Genomic DNA, 24,168 nt, shown 5'->3' with positions numbered 1-24,168 from the left:
GCCGCAGCGTCACAGGCAAGCGCCGAATCAGGATTCTTCCGGAATTCCCGCACCCTAGGCGATGATATCCGGCGTCAGCTGATCCTCGAGATAGGAGATGCGGTCGCGCAGATAGAGCTTGCGCTTCTTCAGGCGCTGGATCTGAATCTGGTTGACCGGGCCGAGCCGCTCGAGGGCGTCGATGGCGCTATCGAGGTCGCGATGCTCCTCGCGCAACCGCGCCAGCTCCGCCTCCAGGACTTCGATCTCCTCCTGGCTCAGTTCGAATCCCATGAAGCCGTCTCATCATCGCCGCGATCGGGCGTGACTATGCGCAGGCGCGGACGGCGCGGCAAGGGTGCCGACCGTGCAGATGCGGGCCGGCTCGCTCGCATTCACGCGCCTCGGGAAAGGTCTCGGAAGGGATCACAGAAACTCATGGTGCGGTGCACGTCTGCCCCGCAGACGTGAAGCCGGCTCTGTGTCAGAGTTCACCCTGCCAGAACGCTCATCAGGAGGATCCAGATGTCGCTGCAGACACATCTCGTCGAGCTTGAACGCAAGCATCGCCAACTCGAGGAAGCTATCGCCCAGGCGGTATTGAGCCCCTCGTCGAACGATCTCAGCGTGGCCGAGCTCAAGCGAAAGAAGCTGCTGCTGAAGGATGAGATCGAGCGCGTGCGGCTAACCATGCCGTCACCGACATTACACTAAGCCACAGCGGGCCGCGGCGGCCCGCATCGAACTCACCGCAATGCGGACAGCCGGCCCCGAGAGGGGCCGGTTTTTCTTTGAGAGAAATCGGCTCCCGGATGTGTTGGGACATGGCTGATTCGGGGGCGAGAACAGCAGAATCGGCGGCGACCCGCTGCTCTGGAATCAGAGGGTTTGAAGCGCTCGGCCAACAATGCAAGAATCAGCCGAGACAGGGAGACGTGCCGTTGCCTCGCGTCGATCCACGCAACACCACCCGCTACTGGAACGCCTCCGGCGTCGATGGCCTCAGCTGCCTTCACGCCGACTTCACGACGCATGACTATGCGCCCCACCAGCACGAGGCCTTCGTCGTCGCCGTGACGGAGAGCGGCGGCTCCGAATTCAAAAGCCGCGGGCGCAGCGACGAGGCCCGGGAGAGCGTCCTGCTGGTCTTCAACCCCGCCGAGCCGCACTCAGGCCGCATGGGCTGGAGCAAAAGCTGGCGCTATCGCTCGCTCTACCTGACGCAGCCCGCCATCGAGGCAGTGACCGCCGATCTGGGGATCGCGCAGCCAGCCTATTTCACGCGCAATGTCGTTGCCGATGCCGATCTGATCGCGGCCTTTTCCCGCCTGCATCGCAGCCTGGACGATGGTCACGACCCGCTCGAAGAGCGCGAGTTGCTCGTCGCCAGCTTCGGCCAGCTCTTTCTGCGCCATGGCGACGGCGCCCGATCGATCCCGATCGCCCCGCGCGACGAGGCCGCGGTCTCATTGGTGGCGAGGCGGATGGCCTCGCAGCATGCCGAAAGCGGGCTGAGCCTGAGTGAGATGGGACTCTGGGTCGACATGACGCCGTTCCAGCTCATCGGCCTCTTCAAGCGCACGGTCGGGCTGACGCCTCATGCCTATCTGACCCAACTCCGGTTGAAGGCGGCGATCCGGCAGTTGAAGGGCGGCGCGCCCATTGCGGAAGCTGCCCTGACCAGCGGCTTCTATGATCAGAGCGCGCTGACCAGGCACTTCAAGCGCTCGTTCGGAATCACGCCCTTGCAGTATCAGCGGGCAGGTGCGGCCGGCTTGGCCCGCTGATCAGTCAATTTCCGCCAATACCGCGCTGAAGCAGCCCGCCAGACTCCTCATGGAAAAGGAGTCTTCGGGTGACGCGCTATTTCTGCCTGGACGAGCCGGAGGTGTTCGACCTTGAAACCGCGGTGACGGCTGCCGAGCCGGGCCGCGTCCAGCTAGATCGTTCGCCATTCTACCCCGGCGGCGGCGGCCAGCTCGCCGACAGGGGCATGCTGCAATGGTCGGGCGGCGAGATCGCGATCATCGGCTTCGAGACACAAGCCGACGGCATTTGGCACCTGCTCGCCGAGCCGGTCATGCCCTCGGGCGCTGTGATGGCGCAGGTCGATCGTCCGTTCCGGCAGCTGATGCGCGAGCTCCACACCGACCTGCACATCGTCAACGCGCTCGTCTACCAGGGCTTCGACGGTGCGCTCGTGACCGGTGTGCAGATGAACGATGACGGCACCGCGCGGATCGATTTCGACTTAGCCGAGGCCGACAATGAGCGTCTGCGCGGCCTCGAAGGCGCGATCAACGACGTGATCAGGCAGAACCTGCCGGTTCGCGAGACCTATGTGAGCGAGGACGAGGCTTTCGACGAGCCCGGCCTGATCCGCTCGCGCTCTGTCACGCCGCCGCCGACGGCCGACGGCCGGATCAGGGTCGTCGAGATCGCCGGGCTCGATCGACAGGCCTGCGGCGGCACGCATCTGGCGGCGACGGGAGGGTCGCGCCCGCTGCGCATCCTGAAGATCGACAACAAGGGCCGCCATAACCGGCGTCTTCGCATCGGCCTTGACGGCGTGTGAGGCCAGCCATGTCAGCCTTGCTGAACGGGCTCTGGGCGCGGCCGCTCCTACTGCTGTGGCTGCCGCCGCTATTCTGGGCCGGGAACCTCGTCCTTGGCCGCGCGCTGGGCGCGAGCTTTCCGCCGGTTTCGCTCGCGGTCGGGCGCTGGCTCGTGGCGCTGGCCTGTCTTGCCCCCTTCATCGGCCGGCAGGCCTGGCGGGAGCGGGCGTTGCTGCGACAGCACTTCGCCCTGATCGTCGCCTGCGGTGCCTTCGGCGTTGCCGGCTACAACGCGCTCGGATATCTCGCCTTGCGGACGACGCCTGCCGCCAGCGTCGCCTTCCTGAATTCGATGCTGCCGCTGATGGTGCCTTTGGCCGCCTTCGCCCTCGGGGTCGAACGCGTTTCCGGCCGGACGCTCGCTGGCATCGCGATCTCCTTCGCCGGGGTCGTCTGGATCGTCGCGCGCGGTGATCTGCAGCAGCTCGGCGGCTTGCGGGCCGATGGCGGCGAACTCCTCGTGCTCATCGCTGTTGCGAACTATGCCGTCTATTCCGTCCTGCTGCGGCGCAAGCCGGCAGCCTTGAGCCCGCTCGTCTTCCTGGCCGCCACCATGGCTGCCGGCCTGCTGGTGCTTGCGCCGTTCTGGGCCTTCGAAATAGCGCAGGGTGCGCGCATTCCGACCGATGCGGGCTCGTTCGCGGCCGTTCTCTATATCGGCGTGTTCGCCTCGCTGCTCGCCTTCATCCTCTGGGGTCATTGCGTCGCGACCCTCGGGCCGAGCGTCACCGGCGTCTCGTTCCATCTCGTGGCGCTGTTCACCGCCATTCTCGCTGTGGCGGTTCTGGGTGAGCCGGTGCGCGGCTTCCACCTCGTCGGCATGGCGCTGATCCTCGCCGGATTCTTCTTGGCAACCGGCAACTGGACAGGTGCCCGGCTGCGGCCGGCACGGCCACCCGGCGCGTCCCGGCTCTGAAGGTGACCATGGATACGGTCGATATCCTGCGCCGGCTCGTGGCCTTCGACACCACGTCGCGGCGCTCCAATCTCGATCTGGTCCACTGGGCCGCCGACTATCTGGAAAGCGCGGACGCTCGGGTGCGCCTGACCCGCGACGATACGGGTTCGAAGGCGACCATCCTGGCGACGATCGGCCCCGATGCACCGGGCGGCATTGTCCTCTCCGGGCATACCGATGTCGTTCCGGTCGACGATCAGGATTGGGCGAGCGATCCTTTCGTGCTCGCGAGCCGGGATGGGCGCCTCCATGGCCGAGGCGCCGTCGATATGAAGGGCTTTGTCGCGGCCTGCTTGGCAGCCGTTCCGTACTGGCAGGCCCGCGGGCTGCGTCGGCCGATCCACCTTGCCCTGTCCTATGACGAGGAGGTCGGCTGCCTCGGCGTGCCGCTCCTGATCGCCGACATGCTCGCGCACGGCCCACGTCCGGCGCTCGCGATCATCGGCGAACCCACCCAGATGCGTATCGGGCTCAGTCATCGCGGCTTCTACGGTTATCGTAGCGTTTTCCATGGCCGCGCCGCGCATTCGAGCGACCCTAGTCTCGGCGCCAGCGCGATCGAGCCGGCTGCGGCACTCGTCGCGGCGCTTGCCACGTTCGGAGCAGGGCGGGGCGACGGAACCACCGTTAACATCGGCAGAATCGAGGGTGGCAGCGCCATCAATATCATCCCCGAGCGCTGCGAGATCGTCTGGGAGTTCCGCCCGTCCGATGGAGCTGCGTCACGGGCCGTGCTCGCCGTCGTGGAGGGCTTGGCGGCTGGGCTGGCTGCCGGGGTGAGCGTCGAAACGGTCTCGCTCGCCAGCGTGCCGCCGCTCAACTGCGATCCGGACGATCCAGCGGTCGCAGTGGCGCGCGAGCTCGGTGGCCTATTGCCGCCGATCGCGATGCCGTTCGGGACCGAGGCCGGTTTCTTCCAGCAGGCGGGCATCCCGGCTTTGGTCTGCGGCCCCGGCTCGATCGCGCAGGCGCATCAGCCGAACGAGTGGATCGCTCTCGCCGAGCTTGCCGCGGCGGCTCGCTTCATGAGGCGTGTCGGAGACTGGGCAGCCGCCGCGCCCTGAGGCCCGGTCACGCCGCGGTGAGCTTCTGCTGCGCGGCCTGGACCAGTGCCTCCAGCGTCGGGCGCGTTGGAGCGAAGAAGGTCGTGCCGGTGTGCGGTGTCGAGACATCCAGCAACCGGTCGTAGGCCCCCGGCGGGTCGCCGAGATACATGCGCTGCAGCATCTTCTCGATCACCCAGAGATAGCGCGAATAGCCGATGAAATAAGTGCCGAACTCCCGTTGGCCCGGCCGGCCGAACGGCATGTTGTCGCGCAGGATGTCATGTTCGTTGCCGTCGGCATCGACGATCGTGGCGAGCGATTTGTGTGACTTGCGCGGCGCGTTGTCGTCATCGATTTCGATGTTGTCGATCTTCGTACGCCCGATGATCGCTTCCTGAAGCGGTGTCGGAACCGCCGCCCAGGCCTTGAGATCGTGCAGGTATTTCTGGATGACGACGTAGCTGCCGCCCGCGAAATCGGCATCCTCGTTACCGACGAGCGCCGATCTCGGCAGATCGAGGCCGGTCGGATTGGCAGTGCCGTCGACAAAGCCGAGGAGGTCGCGCGCATCGAAATAGCGAAAGCCCGAGACTTCATCGACGACCGACACACCGGCGCCGAGGCTGTCGAGCAGAAGCCGCTCGAACTCGAAGCACAGATCGGGGCGTTCGGACCGGATATGGAAGAGAAGATCGCCTGGTGTCGACGGCGCGGTATGGACCGCTCCCGCAATCGGCGCGAAGGCCTTCAGTTCGTGCGGCCGCTTGCCGAGGCCGAGACGATCCCAAAGATCGCTTCCGATTCCGACGATGCACGATAGCCGGGCGGACAGATCGCGAAACCCCACGGTCTTGACGAGATCGTCGAGACCGGCGAGCGCCGAGCAGGCCTTTGCCAGAGCAGCCTGCTCGTTCGCGACGGTGACCACGAGGAAGATGGCGGCACGCGACAGAGGCGCATCGATGCTCTGCGCCTCGATCGGCACCCGGTCCCAGTTCTTCCCCGTCATGCCGAGCTCTCCGCCTGTTCCTGGCAGAGTTATAAACACGGCGGCTGCGGTCCTGCCATCGCGGGCGCTGGCGGGGTTTTTGTTTCAGGGAGCTGCGGCGAGGGAAATCTCACGACTTCGGGGGGCTCGGCTGACCGCCGGAGCCTCGACGCGGCAGGCTTCGTCGACTGTCGGCCTGGTGGCGGTTCTGGTCAGGTCGAATCTGGAGCAGAGATTGCCGTATCCGGGTGTCGCCACCGTGCCCGACATACCCGCCCCGCCCGATGCGATCCGCCCGTGGAGGTCGACGGTGATGTAGCCGGCTGGCCGCTTGATCCAGGCTGCGCCGACGATGTCGACCGCTCCGCCGCTTCTGATCCGGCCTGAGACCGTGAAGCACCCTTCCGGCACTGTGATGTTCTCGCGCACGGCGTAGAACTGGAACACGCCGGAAAACTCGCGGCCGTCTTGCCGGTCGATCGTCAGGGTCAGCCCGGTCTTGCCCTGCGCGCAGACATAGGAGCCCTGCCAGTTTCCGGTGACGGATGCCTCCTGCGCCTGAACAGGCGCGAGCCCGGCCAGAAGCACAAGGGCCGGGGCCGTGATCGATCTCGCCTGGCGCAGCGACATCACAGTGCCCGCGCCATCTCGCGCAGCTTGAACTTCTGGATCTTGCCGGTCGAGGTCTTCGGCACTTCGGTGAAGACCACGGTCCGCGGGCATTTGAACGAGGCGAGCAGGGTCTTGCACCAGGCGATGATCTCGCCTTCCGTCACGCTCTGGCCGGGCTTCAGCTCGACGAAGGCGCAGGGCGTCTCGCCCCATTTCTCGTCGGGGCGGGCGACGACGGCGGCGGCCTGTACCGCCGGGTGCTTGTAGAGCGCGTCCTCGACCTCGATCGAGGAGATGTTCTCGCCGCCGGAGATGATGATGTCCTTCGAGCGGTCCTTGAGCTGGATATAGCCGTCGGGATGCATCACGCCGAGATCGCCGGAATGGAACCAGCCGCCCTCGAAGGCGGCCTTGGTCGATTTCGGATTCTTGAGGTATCCCTTCATCACGACATTGCCGCGGAACATCACCTCGCCGAGCGTCTGGCCGTCATGCGGCACCGGCTCCAGGGTCTCGGGATCACGGACATCGAGCCCTTCCAGCGCCGGATAGCGCACGCCCTGGCGCGCCTTCAACGCCGCCTGCTCGCCGCCCGGCAAGGCGTCCCAGGCGCCGTTCCACTCGTTGACCACGGCGGGGCCGTAGACCTCGGTCAGCCCGTAGAGATGGACGACGCTGAAGCCGGCCTGCGCCATCCCCGCGAGCACCGCCTCGGGCGGCGGCGCGGCCGCGGTAAAGAAATTGACCTTCTGGGCGAAGCTGCGGCGCTCGGCATCGGGCGCGTTGAGCAGCGCCGACATCACGATCGGCGCGCCGCACATATGGGTGACGCCATGGTCGGCCAGCGCGTCGTATATCGCCTTGGCGCGGACCTGGCGCAGGCAGACATGGGTGCCGGCAAGCAGCGAGATCGTCCAGGGGAAGCACCAGCCATTGCAGTGGAACATCGGCAGGGTCCAGAGATAGACCGGGTGCTTCCCCATGCCGCCAGTGAGCACGTTCGAGGTCGCGAGCAGGTTGGCGCCGCGATGGTGATAGACGACGCCCTTGGGGTCGCCGGTGGTGCCTGACGTGTAGTTCAGCGCGATCGCGTCCCACTCGTCCGAAGGCATGACCCAGTCAAAATCGGGATCGCCCTGCTTGAGGAAATCCTCGTATTCGATGCTGCCGAGGCGTTCGCCCGGCCCGTCATAGACCGGGTCGTCATAGTTGATCACCAGTGGCTTCACCTTGCAGAGCGCCAGCGCCTCCTTGACCGTCCCAGAGAACTCGCGGTCGGCGATCAGGACCTTGGCCTCGCCATGATCGAGCGAGAAGGCGATGATCGCGGCGTCGAGGCGGGTGTTGAGCGTGTTGAGGACGGCGCCGCACATCGGCACGCCGTAATGGCATTCGAGCATGGCCGGGGTATTCGGCAGCATCGCCGCGACGGTGTCGTTCTTGCCGATGCCGTGCTGCTTCAGTGCCGAGGCGAGCCGGCGGGTGCGGGCGTAGAGCTCGGCGTAATTCCGTTTCAGCGGGCCGTGGATGACGGCGACATGGTTCGGGAAGACGCTGGCCGCGCGCTCGAGGAAGGGCAGCGGCGAGAGCGGCTGGAAATTCGCCGGGTTGCGGTGGAGATCGGTGTCATAGGGCGAAATCGGCATGGTGTTCAGCGTTCCCGGCTGTCGTTGCCGGTCAGCCTAGAAGCGCTGCCCGCTGCGGGCAATCAGCCGAAGAGCGGACGCAGGCCGTCGAAGATCAGTTTCACGCCGACCGCGACGAGCAGCCAGTAGATGATGGTGTAGAAGCGCTCGGCGGGGACGCGCCTGACCAGCCAGACGCCGGCGATGGTCGAGAGGATCGCCACGGGTGCGAGCGCGGCCGAAGCCGAGAGGTTCTGCGGGCTGAACTGGCCGAGGATGAAATAGGGCAGCACCTTGATCCAGTTCATCAGCGCGAAGAACAGCGCGCCGGTACCGACGAAGACGGCCGGAGGCAGGCGCTGCGGCATGGTGTAGATCTGGAAGGGCGGGCCGCCGGCATGGGCGATCATGCTGGTGAAGCCGCAGATCGCCCCCCAGATCGTTCCGGCCGTATAGTTTGCCTGCGTCACCGGCTGGGCCGCCGTCTTGCCGGCGAGGAGCCGGCGCAGCGCAAAGCCGATCGAGATCACCCCGACCGCGAGGCCGACGATGGCGTCGGAAACCTTCGCCGCCAGCAGGTAGCCTGCGAGCACGCCAAGCAGCATGCCCGGCATCAGCGTCGCCAGGTTCCGGCGGTCGAACTCGCGGCGATAGGACCAGACGGTGACGACGTCCTGGATGATCAGGATCGGCAGCATGATCGCGGCCGCCTGCACTGGCGAGACGATCAGCGCCATCAGCGGCAGCGAGAGCAGGCCGAGCCCCGAAAAGCCGCCCTTGGACAGCCCCATCAGGACGACGGCGGGGACCATGACGGCGAAGAAGGTGAGGTCGAAGGTCATCGTCCCGCGCGGCTGCCGGCTGAGCCGGTTGTGCAGCGCAGCCCATCCGGTTGCGCTGAAAGTCTGAGAGGCGGACGCTTGCATGCTGACGGCAGGACTGGGCACAGTCCGCGCCAAATCCGGCCGGGCGCTGCATCTCTGATGACGCTCTAGGCTGAATGCCGGCGGAGAGGAACGCTTTTGATGACTGCCAGCCATGCAAGCCGCTATGCGCAGACCTATGCCGCCTGGCAGCGGGATCCGGAAGCCTATTGGGCCGAGATCGCTGAGGGCATCGAGTGGATCAAGCCGCCACAGGCGATCTTCGATGCGAGCGCCGGCATCTATGGCCGCTGGTTCCCCGATGCGAGCTGCAATACCTGCTTCAACGCACTCGACCGGCATGTCCGCGACGGCCGGGCCGAGCAGACGGCGCTGATCTACGACAGCCCGGTCACCGGCACCAAGGCGAGCTTCACCTATGCGCAGATGCTCGACGAGGTTTCGACCCTCGCGGCCGTGCTGCAGGATCAGGGCGTCGGCAAGGGCGATCGCGTCATCCTCTACATGCCGATGATCCCGGAGGCCGCAATTGCCATGCTGGCCTGCGCCCGGATCGGCGCGGTGCATTCGGTGGTGTTCGGCGGCTTTGCGGCCAAGGAACTGGCGACCCGCATCGACGACGCCACGCCGAAGCTGATCATGACCGCGACCTGCGGTATCGAGCCGACCCGCGTGGTCGAGTACAAGCCGCTGCTTGACGCGGCCATCGAGATCGCGACGCACAAGCCCGACGCCTGCATCGTGCTGCAGCGGCCGCAGGTCGACGCCTCGATGCACGTCACGCGCGACAAGAACTGGCGGACGCTCGTCGCAGCCGCCCGCGCCAATGGCCGCAAGGCCGATTGCGTCGAGGTCGCCGCGACCGACCCGCTCTATGTGCTCTACACCTCGGGGACAACGGGTAAGCCCAAGGGCGTGGTGCGCGACAATGGCGGGCACATGGTCGCGCTGCTGGCGACGATGACGCAGCTTTACGACGTGAAGCCGGGCGAGGTGATGTTCACCGCCTCCGATGTCGGCTGGGTCGTCGGCCACAGCTACATCGTCTATGGGCCGCTGCTGCTGGGTGCGACCTCGATCCTCTATGAGGGCAAGCCGGTGGGCACGCCCGATCCCGGCGCCTATTGGCGGGTGATCGCCGAACACAAGGCGGTGGCGATGTTCACGGCGCCGACCGCCTTCCGCGCCATCCGCAAGGAGGACCCGCAGGCGACCTATCTCAAGAATTACGACCTGTCGGCATTCCGCACACTGTTCCTCGCCGGCGAGCGGGCCGATCCCGACACGCTGAAATGGGCCGAGGACGTGCTCGGCGTGCCGGTGGTCGACCATTGGTGGCAGACCGAGACCGGCTCCTGCATGGTCGGCAATCCGGTGGGGCTCGGCCTTCTCCCGATCAAGCACGGCTCGCCGAGCGTGCCGCTGCCGGGCTATGACATCCGGTGCCTCGACGAGGGTGGCAAGCCGGTTCCGCCCGGCACGATGGGCGCGATCGTCGCCAAACTGCCGCTGCCGCCCGGCGCGTTGCCGACTTTGTGGCACGACGATGCCCGCTTCCGCAGCGCCTATCTCGAGACCTATCCGGGCTACTACAACACCTCGGATGCCGGCTTCATCGACGAGGACGGCTATGTCTTCATCATGGGCCGCACCGACGACATCATCAATGTCGCTGGCCACCGGCTCTCGACCGGCGGCATGGAAGAGGTGCTGGCCTCGCATCCGGCGGTGGCGGAGTGTGCCGTGGTCGGGATCAGGGACGCGCTCAAGGGCGAGCAGCCCTGCGGCTTCGTCGTGATGAAGGCCGGGGTGACGCAATCGCCGGCCGAGGTCGAGAAGGAGTTGGTCGGGCTGGTGCGCGACAGGATCGGCCCCGTCGCCGCTTTCAAGCTTGCGATCACCGTGGCGCGGCTGCCGAAAACGCGCTCCGGCAAGATCCTGCGTGCGACGATGAAGAAGATCGCCGATGGCGAGGAATACGCCATGCCGGCGACGATCGAGGATCCGGCGGTGCTGGCCGAGATCGGCGTCGCGCTGAAGGGCAGGGGGCTGGGCTGAAGGCGCTGCCGGGCGGTTCGACGAAAGTACAACTTTACGTTGTTTTAAATAGAATCGTTCAGGATCGCAGGCGCTTATCCCGCCGGATTTAAACGATGGCGTTTCGCCCACGCATCGGACTGCTGGCCCTGGCGATCGGTGCGCTGCTGGCGCCGATCGGCGTCGTTCTTGCGCCGCGCGACGGCGCAACCGTTCTCGTGCTTGCCGCGAGTTCCGCGGCGGCCGCGGAGGCGGTGAGCCTTGCGGATGGCGTGATCCTCGCATCGGTCGGCCGTTTCGGCTTGCTGGCGCGTTCGCAATCTCCCGGTTTTTCAACGCGCCTCTATCAATCCGGCGCCGCGCTCGTCCTGGCAGGACTGGGCGGCGGTTGCTCCGGCCAGGCGCGCGATCCCCTCATCTCAGCGAGACGGTCTCCATGAACCAGAGCCTCGAGACGTTCCGCCGGGCCTTTGCCGCACCGCTCATGACAGGGCAGTGGCTGCTGGTGCCGGTGACCTGCGGCGTTGGCTGGCTCGCCGGCCATCCGGCGCTGCTCGCGATCGGACTGGTCTCGACCCTGCTTGCCGCAGCCACGACGCTCGCCTGGCGCTCCGACGGGATTGGTCTCTCGACGCGCCTGATCTCGACCATCGCGATCAACGGGCAGGTGGCGCTGCTGGTCTTCGCCTGCGAGGGCACGCGCTATCAGATCGACCTGCACATGGCCTTCTTCGCCGCGCTCGCGGTGATGACGGCCTGGTGCTGCTGGCGCTCGATCGTGGCCGCGACGGCGGTGGTGGCGGTGCATCACCTCGTCCTCAATTTCGCCTATCCGGCGGCGGTATTCCCTGATGGCAGCGAGTTTCTCCGCGTCGTCGTCCATGCCGTCATCCTGCTGGCCGAGGCGGGAGCGCTGATCTGGATCGCGCACCGGCTCGCGGCTGCGCTCGACCAGGCCGACGAGGCGGCGGCCACTGCCCTGCTGAACCAGGAGAGCGCCGAGGCGCTACGCCATGACAGCGCGGAGGCGGAAACCGGGCGGGGCGAAATCGAGGCGCGGCTGATCGAGGCGGTCTCGGTCGTGGTCGATGCGGCCAAGCGCGGCGATTTTTCGGTCCGGACCGCGCAGACTGCCGAACTCGGCCGCTTCAGCGCGCTGGTGCGCGGCATCGATGAGTTGACCGGGGCCTGCGAGAGTTTCCTGGACGAGACTGACCGGGCCCTCGCGGCCCTGGCCGATGGCGATCTGACGGCGAGAATGTCGGCCGGCTTCGAGGGACGGCTTGCCGCCGTCGCCGGCAATTTCAACCGTTCGACGGAGGCGCTCGCTGGGGCGCTGGCGGCGGTAGTGCAGAACGCGGGGCAGACGCGCACCGCAGCCGAGGACATCCTCTCGGCGACGCTCGACCTGTCGCAGCGTGGCGAAAGCCAGGCCAGTGCGATCCAGGACACCTCCAGCGTCATCGAGGAGATCGCCGCGACCGTGCGTCAGACCTCCGACATCGTCCAGGCAGCGGCGCGCAAGGCGCGCGCGACCGCCGACGATGCCGGAGCCGGCGTCGCGGTGGCCGAACGCGCGGTCGAGGCGATCGACAAGATCGACCAGCAGTCGCGCCGGATCGTCGACATCGTCGAAGTCATGGACGGGCTCGCCTTCCAGACCAACCTCCTTGCGCTCAACGCTTCGGTCGAGGCGGCGCGGGCCGGCGAGGGCGGGCGCGGCTTCGCCGTGGTCGCGACCGAGGTCCGCCGGCTCGCCCAGCAATCGGCCGACGCGGCGCGCGACGTGCGGGCTTTGATCAGCGAAACCAAAGTGCATGTGGACGAGGGCGTGAAGCTGGTGCGCGAGGCCGGCGCCAGCCTCACCACCATCTCCGGCGAGGTCGAGGAGGTCGCCCAGGCCTTCGGCGAGATCAGCCAGGCGACGGCAGAGCAGTCGCAGGGCGTCGGCGCGATCGAGCGGGCACTGGTCGAGATCGACGCCGCTACCCAGGACAATGCCCAGGCCGCGGCGCGCACCGCCGCAGCCGGGCGCGGCATGGCGGAGGCCGCCGAAGCGGTCGCAAAACTGGCGGGAGGCTTCCGACTCGGCGGCGTGCAGGATCGTGCGGGGCTGCGCCGGGCGGCCTGAGCGGCAGCTCGCTTATCAGAACCCCAGCGCGGCGCCGTTCCAGCGCAGCAGTCGCGCCGGCAATTCCAGCCGCATCAGGTCTTCTCCGACGATCAGCGGCCCGGCATAACCGCCAGCGCGAACCTCGGCGAAGAGCGACGTAGTGTCGGCCCCCGGCGGGACGATATGGGTCAGCGCCAGCGCCTTGACGCCGGCGCGCTCGGCAAGGCCGGCCACAACCGCCGGCGTCATGTGATAGCTCTGGACCGAAGCGACGGTCTCGGCCGAGCGGACGCCGGCGGTGACCGGCATCTGGCTGTCGATGAAGACCTCGCAGACGAGGAGGTCGCAACCCTGCGCGGCCTGCTTCAGCGACGGCGTCAGGCGCGTGTCGCCGGAGAAGACGATACGGCTGCCGCCCGCCGACAGCGATAGTCCGAAGGCTGGCTCGACCGGCTTGTGGTCGACGAGGAAGGCCTCGACCACAAGAGAGCCCAGTCCCGCGATCGGGCCTTCGCGCAATTCCTCGAAGACGACCTCGAGACCGGTCGCGTCCGGACGTTTCTCGAAGGCGATGCGCAAGGCGCGCTCGCGGGTGAAAGCCTGGTACTGGCCGCGCATGTTGGCGAGCGCCGGCTCCGGCGCGATCACCCGCCAGGGCCGGTTCCGACCCTGGTGCCAGGACGAAACGATGAGCTGGTAGAAATCGACCAGATGGTCGGAATGCTCATGCGTGACGATGAGTGCGTCGATCTGCGCTCCGGCATGGCCGGCGGCGACGAGGCGCTGGCTGACGCCAGAGCCGCAATCGATCAGAATCTTGACACCAGCTGCCTCGACGAGATGAGCCGGGCCAGCGCGGCGCAGGCTGACCGGCGGTGCTCCGGTGCCGAGGAAGGTGAAGGCGAGATCAGTGGTCACAGTCACTCGCCTCCAGCTTTGTCCGGTCAGCCGAGCTCAGTAGCCGCCGTCGTCGTCCTCGTCGGCCGGGCGCTTGAGCTGCTTCAGCTTGGCGAAGACGGAGTCGACGTCGATCTTCTCCTCTTCCTCGCGCTTCGGCCGGCTCATATCGGCGAAGGGCTGCGAGGCCGGTGCCGGCTGCGGTGCAGTCGTCACCTCGGCGGGAAGCAGGGTCGAGCCGGTTTCCTGCACGACCATGGCCGGGCGGTCCTTGGCGGCGCGCGCGACTTCGAAATCGAGGTCGATCTGCGAGGACAGGCCGAGGCTGACCGGATCGATCGGCTGCAGCTGCTGGGCGTTCCAGTGGGTGCGGTCGCGGATCTGGGCGATCGTCGTCTTGGTCGTGCCGATCAACCGGATGATCTGCGCGTCCTTGAGCTCGGGATGGTTGCGCAGCAGCCAGAGGATCGCGTTCGGACGGTCCTGGCGCTTGGAGACGGGGGTGTAGCGCGGCCCCTTGGTGCGCTTGATCTCGGGCACCTTGACCTTGCGCTCGGCGAGCTTGAGCTGGTGCGCCGGATTCTTGGCGGCGCGCTCAAGCTCCTCGCGGGTGAGCTGGCCGGAGGTGATCGGGTCGAGGCCCTTGATGCCGGCCGCGACTTCGCCGTCGGCGATGCCGCGCACTTCGAGCGGGTGCAGTTTGCAGAACTCGGCGATCTGCTCGAAGGTCAGCGAGGTGTTCTCGACCAGCCAGACCGCAGTGGCTTTCGGCATCAGCGGCGTTTGTGACACGGGCCGTCTCCTGGAATGTCGCGGGCAATAGCTCTCAGGCGCAGACCGGCCGCCCCGGCCGGTCATCCAAATCATCGACGATGAGGAGGATGGCGGGCCTTATAGGCAAAGCCGCGATTGCTGTCCAATCAAACCAATGGATCAGATTGTCAGCACGATCTTGCCAATATGGGCGTTGCTCTCCATCAGCCGGTGCGCCTCAGCGGCCTGCTCCAGCGGGAAGCGGGCATGGATCACAGGCTTGCAGCGCCCTTCGGTCAGCAGCGGCCAGACCTTCTCCTCGAGCTCGCGTGCGATTCCCGCCTTTTCGGCGATCGTGCGCGGGCGCAGGGTCGAGCCGGTATGGGTCAGGCGTTTCATCATCAGGCGGCTGAAATTGACTTCGGCCTTCGGTCCATTGAGGAAGGCGATCTGGACGATGCGGCCGCTCTCGGCGGCGGCGTCGTAGTTGCGGTTGATGTAGTCGCCGCCGACCATGTCGAGGATCAGGTTGACGCCGCGCCCGCCGGTTGCCGCCTTCGCCGCGGCGACGAAGTCCTCGCTGCGGTAATTGATGGCGTGGTCGGCGCCGAGGTCGCGGCAGGCGGTGCATTTTTCGTCCGACCCTGCAGTGGCCAGCACAGTCGCGCCGAAGGCCTTGGCGAGCTGGATCGCTGTGGTGCCGATGCCCGAGGTGCCGCCATGCACCATGAAGCTCTCGCCCTTCTTCAAGCCGCCGCGCTGGAAGACATTGGTCCAGACGGTGAAATAGGTCTCCGGGATCGCGCCGGCTTCCTCCAGCGACAGCCCGGCCGGGATCGGCAGGGCATTGTCCTCGTGGACCACGGCGTACTCAGCATAGCCGCCGCCGGCGACGAGCGCGCAGACCTGATCGCCGACCTCGTAGCGCGAGACGCCCTCGCCGAGGGCGACGATCCGGCCGGCGATCTCGAGACCGGGAATATCGGAGGCGCCGGGCGGCGGAGCATAGCCGCCCATGCGCTGCAGCACGTCGGGCCGGTTGACGCCGGCGACCGCGACATGGACCAGGACCTGGCCGGGACCGGGCTGCGGCACCGGGCGCTGCTGGGCTTTAAGGACCTCAGGGCCGCCAGGGGTATCGAAGCCGATGGCGGTCATCAATGCGGGCAGGGTGGTCATGGATATCTCCTCGCCTGTGGTGCTGGCGTTCGCCTCCGATTAAGCTCGCGTGTCCGGAGGATGCAAGGCGAGGCTACGATGGCTGGATTTCTCGACGACGACCGCCCGTTGCCAAAGCGGGCTCACGAGATCGGGCAGGACCTGTCGCAGCTCGCCGTTGCCGAGCTCGACGAGCGGATCGCCCTTCTCGAAGCGGAGATCGCGCGGCTGAAGGAGGCGTTGGAGAAAAAGACCGCCTCGCGCTCGGCTGCCGACGCCTTCTTCAAGGCGAAGGCTTGAGGCGAAACCGCGGCGGTCAACCGCGAAGGCAGGGCCGGCGGCACTTGGCGAGCGGTTGAGTCCTTCCTGCCACGCGACAAGATGCGCCAGCAGATGAACGGATATTCATCTTCGCCTGGAGGGCCGAAGCACCTATCCTGAGGGCGTGGAGAAGGCGGCCGGATGCCGCCTGCCCGCGCCGACGCATTGCCTCGGCCGGGGCCACTTCCGACAATGACAGCAGGTGGAAACGAGGCGGCAGAGACGGCTGAAGGCCGTACCCGATCGTGCGCCTGCCATCGACAGGAGAGAGCCGATGCGCTTGGTCGCGCTCGCCATTGCCTTGCTCGCGGCCGCTCCGGCCGCCGCTATCGAGGACACCGCCCGGGTAGGGCTGCGGGAGGATGGCGGAAAGCCCATGGCGACCTTCCAGCTCCGCCTGCCGCAGACTGTCCTGATCATGCAGGCGCCGGTCGCGATGCTCGGCGGTCACAGCATCGAGATCCGGCGCGAGATCGCGCCCAGCATCAGCCTTGGCGGGACCTATCGTTATTCGCTCGGCGAGCGCTTCGTCAGCGAGCGTTTCGGCCTGAAGCTGACGGTCACGCGCTAGCAATCCAGATTTGGCTCAGGATCGTTCGAATTTGTCGCATTTTCGAGTGCCGTTAACGGTCGCTTAACGATTCCAAAGTATGAATCGCATCATCCAGTTTGTCTGGATGTCGAGTGGCTCCTGCCCACTCTGTTTGACGCCTCCCTGTTGACCTTCGAGCCGCCTTCGGGGCGGCTCTTTTTTTGTCTCTGCCCGGATTTTCCGGGCGAGGTGAGGGCGTCACCGCGCCGGACCATCGCACCGTTAACCTTAACGACACGTTACCGCGGCGCAGACAACGCTGTGGCGTTATCCTTGCGATGTCCCGGCAGGAGTCGGCGTCGCGTCCTTTAATCGCGCGCCATTGTGCCGATTGGAGACATGGGTATGACCGATCTGACGATGCTGAGGCCCGAGGCCGAGGACGGCGCGATCTCGTTCGCGCGCGGCTTCGTCAAGTCGGACGCGTTCATGCAGCTCTTCCGCGAAGGAATGGGGCTGGTCGAGGCAACCGCATCCTATCTCGACGGCGACGGGCGGGCCGAGTCGGCGGCGCTGCCGCGCGAGGTCTCGCTGACCTATGCGACCGAGAGCATGCGCCTGACGACGCGCCTGATGCAGATCGCCTCCTGGCTGCTGGTGCAGCGCGCCGTCGCCGAGGGCGAGATGAGCGCCGACCAGGCGCGCAACGAGCACAATAAGGTCCGCATCGCCGAGTCGATGCTACAGCCGAGCAGCGCCGAGGCCGAGCGCCTGCCGCAGCGCCTGCGTGATCTCGTCGCCCATTCGGTCCGCTTGCAGGAGCGCATCCGCAATCTCGATGAGCAGATGTCCGGCGCGGGCCGACCCGTCGCGGCGAATCCGGTGCGCGGCCAGCTCGAAAGCCTGCAGGCGCGGCTCGGTCTGTTGCGCTGACGGCGGCTAATGGCCTTTTTTGAAGCCGCGTCGCCCTTAGACGCTGGATATCCACTGCCGACGTCGCTGCGCGGGCCCTTGGAAGCCCAAAGCGCTTTCCACGCGCATATTTGTTAAACTAGGCTTCCGAATCGGATGAGCCGGCGTGGCCGGCCGCAGAGGAAGAAGCGTGGCGTCTCCAGGACTGGATCACGCCCTGTCGCGTCTCGAAGGCGCGCTCGGCCAACTCGAAGCAGCCGCCCGCAGGCGGCTCGAGGTCGAGCGTGGCCGCGGCAATCTCGAAACCGAGCTGACCCTGATGCAGGACGACCGTGCCCGCCTCGCCGTCGAATTGGACGGCGCCATGGCCAGGATCGGTCAGGTCCAGGGCGTTGCGGAAGAGGTCGATCGCAAGCTCGACCGTGCCATGACGGCGCTCGCAGAGGTCATCGCGCGCGTCGAAGTCCGCCCTGACGACGAAGCCGAACAGGACGCGTGATGCCGCAGGTCAACGTCACCATCTCCGGCAAGGCCTACCGCATGGCGTGCGGCGAGGGCGAGGAGCCGCATCTGGAGGGGCTCGCGCAGTTCTATGACGGCAAGATCGAGGAAATGCGCCAGGCTTTCGGCGAGATCGGCGACATGCGCCTACATGTCATGGCGGCGCTGATGGTCGCCGACGAGGTCAGCGAGCTGAAGAAGAAGGTCGAGACGCTTGAAGGCCGGCTGCAATCGATCCAGGGCGATGCGGGTACCGCCGACCAGCGCGCCGGCGAGGTCGAAGAGAAGGCGGCCGCCGCCCTCGTCGCCGCGGCCGAGCGCATCGAGGGGGTGGCGCGGAGCCTGCTGCCGGGGCAGACGGGTTAGGCGATCAATTCCACACGGGCGTCATGCTCGCCCTTGTGGCGGGCATCCACGTCTTGAACACCACACTCGATCAGTAAGGAAAAGACGTGGATGGTCGGGACAAGCCCGACCATGACGACCAACTATTGCAGCCTGCCTTTGCAATTCCTCAATCATGCCTGACTGACGCTCGCAGCTGAGATGAGTCGATGAAGGCAGGGACAATGAGCGACAGGGTGCGGGTGGCAATTCTCCTCGGTGGCAAATCGGCCGAACACGAGGTCTCGCTGATGTCCGCCACCAATGTGGTGAAGGCGATCGACAAGGCGCAATACGACGTCGTGCCGATCCTGATCACCAAGGCCGGGCAATGGCGTGAGCTCGAACTGCAGAACGGCGTCCTGCCTGACCCGATCCCGCAGGACGGTGCCGAGCTCTGCCTGCTGCCGGGCGGGGGTGGACGCCTGCTGCGCCTTCAGGACGGAGCTGCTCCGCAGACGCTCCAGAAGATCGACGTGCTCTTCCCGGTGCTGCACGGCCTCGACGGCGAGGATGGCTCGGTCCAGGGCTTGGCCCAGGTCGCCGGCATCCCGCTGGCGGGCTGCGGCATCGTCGGCTCGGCCAATGCGCTCGACAAGGACATTGCCAAGCGGCTGCTGCGCGAGGCCGGGCTCGGCGTTGCCCGCTCGCTCACCGTCCGGCAGGGCGAGACACTCAGCTTCGATCGCGCCAGCGCGGCGCTCGGCCTGCCACTCTTCGTCAAGCCGGCCCGGCAGGGCTCCTCGGTCGGCGTCAGCAAGGCGACGAGCGCGGAGGCTTTCGCGGCGGCACTCGCCGAGGCCTTCCGGCACGACCGCGTCGTCCTGGTCGAGGAGTTCATCGAAGGCCGCGAGATCGAGCTCAGCGTGCTGGAGCAGGCCGATGGCGAGACGATCGTCTCGCTGCCGGGCGAGATCGTCGCCGCCGCGAGCCACGGCTTCTATACCTATGAGGCCAAATATCTCGATGAGGACGGTGCCCGGGTAGATGTGCCGGCCGACCTGCCCGAGGACGTCATCGCGAATCTGCAGGTGCTGGCCAAGCGCGCCTTCTACGCGCTCGGTTGCGATGGCATGGCGCGTGTCGACTTCTTCCTGCGGCCGGATGGTAGCGCGCTGGTCAACGAGATCAACACCATTCCCGGCTTTACCGACATCAGCATGTTCCCAAAGGCGCTCGCCGCCAGCGGCATCGCCTATCCCGACCTGATCGACCGGGTGATCCGGCACGGGATTGTGCGCGGGGCCTGACGGCACGAAATTCCCGCACCTTCCACCAAACGCCTCTGGCGCTTTGCCGGCATGCGTCTTACCTTGGCTTGGCGGGGCTGCCTGGTGCGTGCGAGTTATGTATTCCCGGGCCCATACGACTCCCTAGGGAGCTGTCCCTGACCGGGTCCCTGGACCCGGACACACGGCGCCCACCTACTTTGTAGGTGTCCCGGGATCGAAATCTCCACGGCCAAGGTGGCTCCGCACTTCCCATGACCGATGCCGTCTCTCACACTCCCTCTCCGCGCAAGGCGGTGCTGCGTGCCGAGGCACTGGCCCGGCGCGACGCCCTCGAACTCGACGATCGCCTGATCTGGGACGAGGCGATCGTCGCGCGTGCCCTGGCGCTGCCAGTGTTCGCGCAAGGGCCGGTCTCGGCTTATTGGCCGATGCGTTCGGAGGCCGATCCGCGCCCGATCCTGGAGGCCCTGCACGAGCGCGGCCTTTCGCTCTGCCTGCCGGCGATCGTCGAGAAGCACATGCTCTTCCGTCGCTGGGCACCGTGGGAGCCGATCGTGCCCGGTGGCTTCGGTACGCTGGTGCCGGCCCCTGAGGAGCCCGAGGCCAGGCCCATGATCCTGATCGTCCCGCTCGCCGCCTTCGACCGGCGCGGGTATCGCATCGGCTACGGCAAGGGTTATTACGACCGCGCCATCGCCGAGCTCGAGCCGGTCACGACCATCGGCATCGCCTATGCCGCGCAGGAGATCGCGGAAGTGCCAGCCGAGCCGCACGACCGCCGCCTCGACTGGGTTGTGACGCAGGACGAGGCGATCCGCTGCGGTTGATTTCGCTGCGATGATCACGTCATTAGCACGCGCCTTTCATTCAAGACGCAGTCGTCCCGCCGTGCTTTCCTCAAAACCGCGAAGTCCTGCGTGGCCTCGCCGCTCCGGCCGGGACGACGGCACCTTGGGTGAAAGCGCGACGGAACGGGCCGCCATGTGGCGGCCCAATCACTGGATAGTGTCATGCGTCTACTCTTTCTCGGCGACATCGTCGGGCGCGCCGGCCGCCTTGCCGTGCAGGATCGCCTCCCTGGTCTGCGCGAGCGCTGGAAGCTCGACTGCGTCGTCATCAACGGCGAGAACTCAGCCGGCGGCTTCGGCATCACCGAGGCGATCTGCGACGAGACGCTGGCCGCCGGCGCCGACGTCATCACGCTCGGCAACCATTCCTGGGACCAGCGCGAGGCGATGGTCTTCATCGAGCGCCAGCCGCGCCTGATCCGGCCGGCGAACTATCCACCCGGCACGCCTGGCCGTGGCGCGACCGTGATCGAGGCCAGGAACGGCGCGCGCGTCCTCGTCGTCAACGTGATGGGCCGGCTGTTCATGGACGCGCTCGACGATCCCTTCGCCGCGCTTGAGCGCGAGCTTGCCGCCTGTCCGCTGGGGGATGCCGCCGACGCCGTCATCGTCGACGTCCATGCCGAGGCGACCAGCGAGAAGCTCGCCATGGCCTATTATCTCGACGGTCGCGCCAGTCTCGTCGTCGGCACCCATACCCATGTCCCGACCTCGGATACGCGCGTGCTGCCGGCCGGCACCGCCTATCAGACCGATGCCGGCATGTGCGGCGACTACGAGTCGATCCTCGGCATGCAGAAGGAGGAGGCGATCCGCCGCTTCCTGCAGAAGACGCCGGGCTCGCGGCTGGAGCCGGCGCTCGGCGAGGGCACGCTGTCGGGTATCGCTGTCGAGACCGATGACCGGACCGGCCTCGCCAAGGCGGCCTGGCCGGTGCGTCTCGGCGCCACGCTAACCGAGACCTGGCCGACCGCCTGGGATCAGCAGGGCTGATGTCGCAGCTCTTCTCCGCTGTTGTCGCCGTCTTCGTCGGTTATGCGGCTTCGGTCGCGGTGATCCTCGCCGCTGCGCAGGCGCTCGGCGCGACGCCGGGACAGACCGTCTCATGGCTCGCCGGGCTCGCGATCGCCAAGGGGCTCGCCAGCCTCATCCTGTCCTGGCGGCACCGCATGCCGATCATCTGCGCCTGGTCGACGCCGGGCGCGGCGCTGATCGCGGCGGCGAGCGGCCTCGACATGGCCTCGGCCGTCGGCGCCTTCCTCGCAGCGGCTGCGCTGATGATGGCAACTGCCGCTTTCCGCCCGCTCGGTGCGCTGGTCGAGCGCATTCCGATGAGCATCGCGGCGGCCATGCTTGCCGGCGTGATCTTCCGCTTCGTCGTCGCGGTCTTCGACGAGATGAAGCTGCAGCCGGCTTTGGTGCTGACGTTGCTCGTCGTCTTCCTGCTGGCGCGGCTGTGGAATCCCTTCCTCGGCGTCATCGCGGCGCTTGCTGCCGGCCTCGCGCTCGCCTTCGCCACGGGCACGGCGACGCTGCCGGCCGGGCCGGTGGCGCTCACGCATATCGAGCTGATCGCTCCACATTTCGACCTGACTGCGATCGTCGGCATCGGCATCCCGCTCTACCTCGTCACCATGGCGGCGCAGAACCTGCCGGGCTTTGCCGTGTTGCGTGCTTCCGGCTACCAGCCGCCGACCGCCTCGTGCCTGTTCGTCACCGGGCTGATGTCGGCCCTGACGGCGCCGACCGGCGCGCATATGGTCAACATGGCGGCGATCAGCGCCTCGATCTGTACCGGCGCCGACACCCATCCCGATCCGAAGCAGCGCTGGAAGGCTGGGATCTGGTACGGCTTCTTCTGGCTCGCCATTGCGGCGACCGCCGGCCTCCTGCTCGCGTTGATCCTCGCCATGCCCAAAGCGCTGATCGTCGCGGTCGCGGGCCTTGGCCTCGTCGGCTCGCTGACCGGGGCGCTCGGCCAGGCGATGGGGAGCGAGAAGGATCGCTTTGCCGCGGTCGTCACCTTCGCCGTCGCGGCCTCCAGCCTATCGCTGTTCGGCGTCGGCTCGGCCTTCTGGAGCCTGGTCGCTGGACTTATGGTCTTGACATTGGATCACGCGGCGGGCCGTTTGCGCGCAAGATCATGACCACGACCCCGCCCCGCACCCGCCTGATGCTCGTCACGCCGCCGATCCTGGATCCCGGCGCGATCACCTTTCGCCTGATGCAGGCCTTTGCCGGCGGTGATGTCGCCGCCGTGCTGCTGCGGCTCGCGCCCGGCGACGAACGCAGCCTGACCGAACGGGTCAAGGCGCTGGCCCCACCGGTGCAGGCGCAGAACGTCGCTCTGGTGGTCGAGGCCTCGGCCCAGGTCGCCAGCCGCGGCGGCGCTGATGGCGTCCATTTGACCCAGGGTGCCGATGTGATCGCCGATGCGCGTTCCAGCCTGAAGCAGGAACGCATCATCGGGGTAGGGGGCCTGCGCTCTCGTCATGACGCGATGGATATGGGCGAGGCCGGCGTCGATTACGTCATGTTCGGCGAGCCACGGCCGGACGGTTCACTGCCGCCCTTGCCGGCCGTGATCGAGCGCGCTTCCTGGTGGGCCGAGATCTTCGAGACGCCCTGCATCGCCTATTGTCCGGATGCCGAGTCCGTTTCTGCGCTGATCGAGACCGGCGCCGAGTTCGTCGCGCTTGGCGAATGGGTGTTCGCCGAAGGCGTCGACATCCGTGCCGCGGTCACCGACGCCGATGCTGCGATCGCGGCCCAGCACGCCCGCAGGACGGCGCGATGAGGCTTGCGCTAAGCGCGCTCGCCTTGACGCTTGCCCTACCGGCCGCCGCGGCAGGGCCGGTGCCGGACCTCGCTTACGGTGCCTATCAGGCCGGGCATTACCGGCGCGCCCAATCGGAAGCCTTGAAGCGGCTCGAGGCCGATCAGAACGACGCTGCGGCAATGACGTTGCTCGGCGAGATCTATCGCCAGGGGCTCGGCGTTCGTGACGACGCCAAGGCCGCAGCCGACTGGTATCGGCTCGCGGCCGACAAGGGCGACGTCAACGCCACGTTTGCGCTTGCCATGGCGATGCTGGAGGGGCGCGGCGTTACGCGTGAGCCGAAGAAGGCCGGCACCCTGCTGGAGAAGGCCGCTGCCGCCGGCCACCCCTCCGCCAACTACAATCTCGCCCTCGCTTTGCTCGCGACAGGACAGCCGCAGGACGACCAGCGTGCCATCGGCTGCCTCAGGGTCGCTGCCTCCGCTGCTCTCGGCGACGCTCAGCATGCGCTCGCCGTGCTCTACAAGATGGGCCGCGGCCTGCCGCAGGACGACGGGATGGCCGCCGAGTGGATGAGCAAGGCCGCCGCCAGCGGCCTCATCGCCGGCGAGGTCGAGTACGCAATCATGCTGTTCAACGGCGACGGCGTCGCCAAGGATGAACGCGCCGCGGTGAAGCTCTTCATCCGCGCTGCCAACAAGGGCAACGCCATCGCCCAGAACCGGCTGGCCAAGCTCTACCAGTTCGGCCGCGGCATCTCGCCGGATCTCTCGGAAGCTGCCGCCTGGCACCTCGCAGCGCGGGCGCAAGGCCTGTCAGATGCCACCCTCGACCAGGTTCTGGAGCGGCTGTCGCCGGAACAGCGCGCTCGCGCCGCCCGCCTCGCTGCCGACCGAATCGAGGCCACGGCCTTGACGACGCCGAGCCAACCGAGCAAGTGACGGCGAAATTCGCGCCGCGTCGTCGGCGCCGCTCTTTGATAGCCTGTTCCATT

The 24,168-nt window shown here is 67.1% G+C and carries 27 protein-coding genes and 1 other RNA gene; 20 read left to right on the top strand and 8 right to left on the bottom strand.

What is annotated here, in order from left to right:
* Positions 1-54: 54 nt before the first annotated feature.
* Complete coding sequence (locus QO058_RS07600; protein ID WP_057190632.1) at positions 55-273, bottom strand: YdcH family protein; 219 nt, start codon at positions 271-273, stop codon at positions 55-57.
* Between the two features lie 231 nt (positions 274-504).
* Between QO058_RS07600 and QO058_RS07595 the strand changes: the two genes are divergently transcribed.
* The 5 genes from QO058_RS07595 to argE all read left to right on the top strand — a co-directional run bounded on the left by QO058_RS07595 (position 505) and on the right by argE (position 4,616).
* The gene (locus QO058_RS07595; protein WP_284171430.1) at positions 505-693 is read left to right on the top strand and encodes a YdcH family protein; all 189 of its coding nucleotides are present in this window, start codon (positions 505-507) and stop codon (positions 691-693) included.
* A gap of 221 nt (positions 694-914) precedes the next feature.
* Positions 915-1,766, top strand: coding sequence for an AraC family transcriptional regulator (locus tag QO058_RS07590; protein ID WP_284171429.1), 852 nt, complete (start codon positions 915-917; stop codon positions 1,764-1,766).
* Positions 1,767-1,834: 68 nt separating this feature from the next.
* Positions 1,835-2,554 (top strand): alanyl-tRNA editing protein, encoded by a 720-nt coding sequence (locus QO058_RS07585; protein ID WP_284171428.1) that lies wholly within the window; start codon positions 1,835-1,837, stop codon positions 2,552-2,554.
* 8 nt (positions 2,555-2,562) lie between these two features.
* Positions 2,563-3,510, top strand: coding sequence for a DMT family transporter (locus QO058_RS07580; protein ID WP_284171427.1), 948 nt, complete (start codon positions 2,563-2,565; stop codon positions 3,508-3,510).
* A gap of 8 nt (positions 3,511-3,518) precedes the next feature.
* Complete coding sequence (argE, locus tag QO058_RS07575; protein ID WP_284171426.1) at positions 3,519-4,616, top strand: acetylornithine deacetylase; 1,098 nt, start codon at positions 3,519-3,521, stop codon at positions 4,614-4,616.
* 7 nt (positions 4,617-4,623) lie between these two features.
* Here the strand turns inward: argE and QO058_RS07570 are convergent, their stop codons facing one another.
* The 4 genes from QO058_RS07570 to QO058_RS07555 form a co-directional block, all read right to left on the bottom strand.
* Positions 4,624-5,607 (bottom strand): Dyp-type peroxidase, encoded by a 984-nt coding sequence (locus QO058_RS07570; RefSeq protein WP_284171425.1) that lies wholly within the window; start codon positions 5,605-5,607, stop codon positions 4,624-4,626.
* Positions 5,608-5,691: 84 nt separating this feature from the next.
* Positions 5,692-6,216 (bottom strand): hypothetical protein, encoded by a 525-nt coding sequence (locus QO058_RS07565; protein ID WP_284171424.1) that lies wholly within the window; start codon positions 6,214-6,216, stop codon positions 5,692-5,694.
* Positions 6,216-7,844, bottom strand: coding sequence for an acyl-CoA synthetase (locus tag QO058_RS07560; RefSeq protein ID WP_284171423.1), 1,629 nt, complete (start codon positions 7,842-7,844; stop codon positions 6,216-6,218). Before QO058_RS07560 ends, QO058_RS07565 begins: the two co-directional genes overlap by 1 nt.
* Before the next feature lie 62 nt (positions 7,845-7,906).
* Complete coding sequence (locus tag QO058_RS07555; protein WP_284171422.1) at positions 7,907-8,665, bottom strand: sulfite exporter TauE/SafE family protein; 759 nt, start codon at positions 8,663-8,665, stop codon at positions 7,907-7,909.
* 183 nt (positions 8,666-8,848) lie between these two features.
* Here QO058_RS07555 and QO058_RS07550 point away from each other — a divergent pair, with 183 nt between their 5' ends.
* From QO058_RS07550 to QO058_RS07540, 3 genes are all read left to right on the top strand, one after another.
* Positions 8,849-10,765 carry a propionyl-CoA synthetase gene (locus QO058_RS07550; protein WP_284171421.1) on the top strand — a complete coding sequence of 639 codons (1,917 nt, stop codon included), beginning with the start codon at positions 8,849-8,851 and terminating at the stop codon, positions 10,763-10,765.
* Positions 10,766-10,860: 95 nt separating this feature from the next.
* A complete protein-coding gene (locus tag QO058_RS07545; protein WP_284171420.1) occupies positions 10,861-11,184 on the top strand; it encodes a hypothetical protein in 324 nt (107 codons plus the stop codon).
* Entirely contained in the window at positions 11,181-12,875 is a 1,695-nt protein-coding gene (locus QO058_RS07540) for a methyl-accepting chemotaxis protein (RefSeq protein WP_284171419.1), read from the top strand. The genes QO058_RS07545 and QO058_RS07540 overlap by 4 nt, the downstream gene beginning before the upstream one ends.
* Before the next feature lie 15 nt (positions 12,876-12,890).
* Here the strand turns inward: QO058_RS07540 and QO058_RS07535 are convergent, their stop codons facing one another.
* From QO058_RS07535 to QO058_RS07525, 3 genes are all read right to left on the bottom strand, one after another.
* Complete coding sequence (locus QO058_RS07535; RefSeq protein ID WP_284171418.1) at positions 12,891-13,775, bottom strand: MBL fold metallo-hydrolase; 885 nt, start codon at positions 13,773-13,775, stop codon at positions 12,891-12,893.
* A gap of 36 nt (positions 13,776-13,811) precedes the next feature.
* On the bottom strand, positions 13,812-14,546 hold the full coding sequence (locus tag QO058_RS07530; protein ID WP_284171417.1) for a DUF1013 domain-containing protein: 735 nt from the start codon (positions 14,544-14,546) through the stop codon (positions 13,812-13,814).
* Positions 14,547-14,687: 141 nt separating this feature from the next.
* Complete coding sequence (locus QO058_RS07525) at positions 14,688-15,686, bottom strand: NAD(P)H-quinone oxidoreductase (RefSeq protein ID WP_284171416.1); 999 nt, start codon at positions 15,684-15,686, stop codon at positions 14,688-14,690.
* A 78-nt stretch (positions 15,687-15,764) separates the two neighbouring features.
* Here QO058_RS07525 and QO058_RS07520 point away from each other — a divergent pair, with 78 nt between their 5' ends.
* The 12 genes from QO058_RS07520 (at position 15,765) to QO058_RS07465 (ending at position 24,115) form a co-directional block, all read left to right on the top strand.
* Positions 15,765-15,965 (top strand): DUF1192 domain-containing protein, encoded by a 201-nt coding sequence (locus QO058_RS07520; protein WP_284171415.1) that lies wholly within the window; start codon positions 15,765-15,767, stop codon positions 15,963-15,965.
* A 295-nt stretch (positions 15,966-16,260) separates the two neighbouring features.
* Positions 16,261-16,557, top strand: a complete 297-nt coding sequence (locus QO058_RS07515) for a hypothetical protein (RefSeq protein ID WP_284171414.1) — start codon at positions 16,261-16,263, stop codon at positions 16,555-16,557.
* Positions 16,558-16,923: 366 nt separating this feature from the next.
* Positions 16,924-17,451: a protease adaptor protein RcdA gene (gene rcdA, locus QO058_RS07510; RefSeq protein ID WP_284171413.1), complete on the top strand. Its 528-nt coding sequence runs from the start codon at positions 16,924-16,926 to the stop codon at positions 17,449-17,451.
* A 169-nt stretch (positions 17,452-17,620) separates the two neighbouring features.
* A complete protein-coding gene (locus tag QO058_RS07505) occupies positions 17,621-17,929 on the top strand; it encodes a DUF4164 domain-containing protein (protein ID WP_284171412.1) in 309 nt (102 codons plus the stop codon).
* Positions 17,929-18,297, top strand: coding sequence for a cell division protein ZapA (locus tag QO058_RS07500; protein ID WP_284171411.1), 369 nt, complete (start codon positions 17,929-17,931; stop codon positions 18,295-18,297). Before QO058_RS07505 ends, QO058_RS07500 begins: the two co-directional genes overlap by 1 nt.
* Before the next feature lie 203 nt (positions 18,298-18,500).
* A complete protein-coding gene (locus QO058_RS07495) occupies positions 18,501-19,565 on the top strand; it encodes a D-alanine--D-alanine ligase family protein (protein ID WP_284171410.1) in 1,065 nt (354 codons plus the stop codon).
* Positions 19,566-19,636: 71 nt separating this feature from the next.
* Positions 19,637-19,792, top strand: a non-coding RNA gene (ssrS, locus tag QO058_RS07490) — 6S RNA.
* Between the two features lie 6 nt (positions 19,793-19,798).
* Positions 19,799-20,374 (top strand): 5-formyltetrahydrofolate cyclo-ligase, encoded by a 576-nt coding sequence (locus tag QO058_RS07485; protein ID WP_284171409.1) that lies wholly within the window; start codon positions 19,799-19,801, stop codon positions 20,372-20,374.
* 183 nt (positions 20,375-20,557) lie between these two features.
* A complete protein-coding gene (locus tag QO058_RS07480; RefSeq protein WP_284171408.1) occupies positions 20,558-21,388 on the top strand; it encodes a TIGR00282 family metallophosphoesterase in 831 nt (276 codons plus the stop codon).
* The gene (locus QO058_RS07475) at positions 21,388-22,542 is read left to right on the top strand and encodes a benzoate/H(+) symporter BenE family transporter (RefSeq protein ID WP_284171407.1); all 1,155 of its coding nucleotides are present in this window, start codon (positions 21,388-21,390) and stop codon (positions 22,540-22,542) included. The genes QO058_RS07480 and QO058_RS07475 overlap by 1 nt, the downstream gene beginning before the upstream one ends.
* Positions 22,539-23,192 (top strand): thiamine phosphate synthase, encoded by a 654-nt coding sequence (locus QO058_RS07470; RefSeq protein ID WP_284171406.1) that lies wholly within the window; start codon positions 22,539-22,541, stop codon positions 23,190-23,192. The genes QO058_RS07475 and QO058_RS07470 overlap by 4 nt, the downstream gene beginning before the upstream one ends.
* Positions 23,189-24,115 carry a tetratricopeptide repeat protein gene (locus QO058_RS07465; RefSeq protein ID WP_284171405.1) on the top strand — a complete coding sequence of 309 codons (927 nt, stop codon included), beginning with the start codon at positions 23,189-23,191 and terminating at the stop codon, positions 24,113-24,115. The genes QO058_RS07470 and QO058_RS07465 overlap by 4 nt, the downstream gene beginning before the upstream one ends.
* The last annotated feature ends 53 nt before the right edge of the window (positions 24,116-24,168 follow it).

It is taken from the genome of Bosea vestrisii, from assembly GCF_030144325.1.
In the GTDB taxonomy this organism is placed as follows: domain Bacteria; phylum Pseudomonadota; class Alphaproteobacteria; order Rhizobiales; family Beijerinckiaceae; genus Allobosea; species Allobosea vestrisii_A.
Note: the sequence above shows the minus strand (reverse complement) of the source record. Positions and strands in the feature narration are given on the sequence as shown.

Excerpts from the sequence above, each read along its gene's own strand:
- QO058_RS07550 (WP_284171421.1), top strand. The coding sequence starts at position 8,849 with ATGACTGCCAGCCATGCAAGCCGCTATGCGCAGACCTATGCCGCCTGG.
- QO058_RS07475 (WP_284171407.1), top strand. The coding sequence starts at position 21,388 with ATGTCGCAGCTCTTCTCCGCTGTTGTCGCCGTCTTCGTCGGTTATGCG.
- QO058_RS07555 (WP_284171422.1), bottom strand. The coding sequence starts at position 8,665 with ATGACCTTCGACCTCACCTTCTTCGCCGTCATGGTCCCCGCCGTCGTC.
- QO058_RS07560 (WP_284171423.1), bottom strand. The coding sequence starts at position 7,844 with ATGCCGATTTCGCCCTATGACACCGATCTCCACCGCAACCCGGCGAAT.
- QO058_RS07470 (WP_284171406.1), top strand. The coding sequence starts at position 22,539 with ATGACCACGACCCCGCCCCGCACCCGCCTGATGCTCGTCACGCCGCCG.
- QO058_RS07600 (WP_057190632.1), bottom strand. The coding sequence starts at position 273 with ATGGGATTCGAACTGAGCCAGGAGGAGATCGAAGTCCTGGAGGCGGAG.
- QO058_RS07515 (WP_284171414.1), top strand. The coding sequence starts at position 16,261 with ATGCGCTTGGTCGCGCTCGCCATTGCCTTGCTCGCGGCCGCTCCGGCC.
- rcdA (WP_284171413.1), top strand. The coding sequence starts at position 16,924 with ATGACCGATCTGACGATGCTGAGGCCCGAGGCCGAGGACGGCGCGATC.
- QO058_RS07500 (WP_284171411.1), top strand. The coding sequence starts at position 17,929 with ATGCCGCAGGTCAACGTCACCATCTCCGGCAAGGCCTACCGCATGGCG.
- QO058_RS07570 (WP_284171425.1), bottom strand. The coding sequence starts at position 5,607 with ATGACGGGGAAGAACTGGGACCGGGTGCCGATCGAGGCGCAGAGCATC.
- QO058_RS07480 (WP_284171408.1), top strand. The coding sequence starts at position 20,558 with ATGCGTCTACTCTTTCTCGGCGACATCGTCGGGCGCGCCGGCCGCCTT.
- QO058_RS07565 (WP_284171424.1), bottom strand. The coding sequence starts at position 6,216 with ATGTCGCTGCGCCAGGCGAGATCGATCACGGCCCCGGCCCTTGTGCTT.
- QO058_RS07525 (WP_284171416.1), bottom strand. The coding sequence starts at position 15,686 with ATGACCACCCTGCCCGCATTGATGACCGCCATCGGCTTCGATACCCCT.
- QO058_RS07465 (WP_284171405.1), top strand. The coding sequence starts at position 23,189 with ATGAGGCTTGCGCTAAGCGCGCTCGCCTTGACGCTTGCCCTACCGGCC.
- argE (WP_284171426.1), top strand. The coding sequence starts at position 3,519 with ATGGATACGGTCGATATCCTGCGCCGGCTCGTGGCCTTCGACACCACG.
- QO058_RS07540 (WP_284171419.1), top strand. The coding sequence starts at position 11,181 with ATGAACCAGAGCCTCGAGACGTTCCGCCGGGCCTTTGCCGCACCGCTC.
- QO058_RS07595 (WP_284171430.1), top strand. The coding sequence starts at position 505 with ATGTCGCTGCAGACACATCTCGTCGAGCTTGAACGCAAGCATCGCCAA.
- QO058_RS07495 (WP_284171410.1), top strand. The coding sequence starts at position 18,501 with ATGAGCGACAGGGTGCGGGTGGCAATTCTCCTCGGTGGCAAATCGGCC.
- QO058_RS07485 (WP_284171409.1), top strand. The coding sequence starts at position 19,799 with ATGACCGATGCCGTCTCTCACACTCCCTCTCCGCGCAAGGCGGTGCTG.
- QO058_RS07520 (WP_284171415.1), top strand. The coding sequence starts at position 15,765 with ATGGCTGGATTTCTCGACGACGACCGCCCGTTGCCAAAGCGGGCTCAC.
- QO058_RS07545 (WP_284171420.1), top strand. The coding sequence starts at position 10,861 with ATGGCGTTTCGCCCACGCATCGGACTGCTGGCCCTGGCGATCGGTGCG.
- QO058_RS07580 (WP_284171427.1), top strand. The coding sequence starts at position 2,563 with ATGTCAGCCTTGCTGAACGGGCTCTGGGCGCGGCCGCTCCTACTGCTG.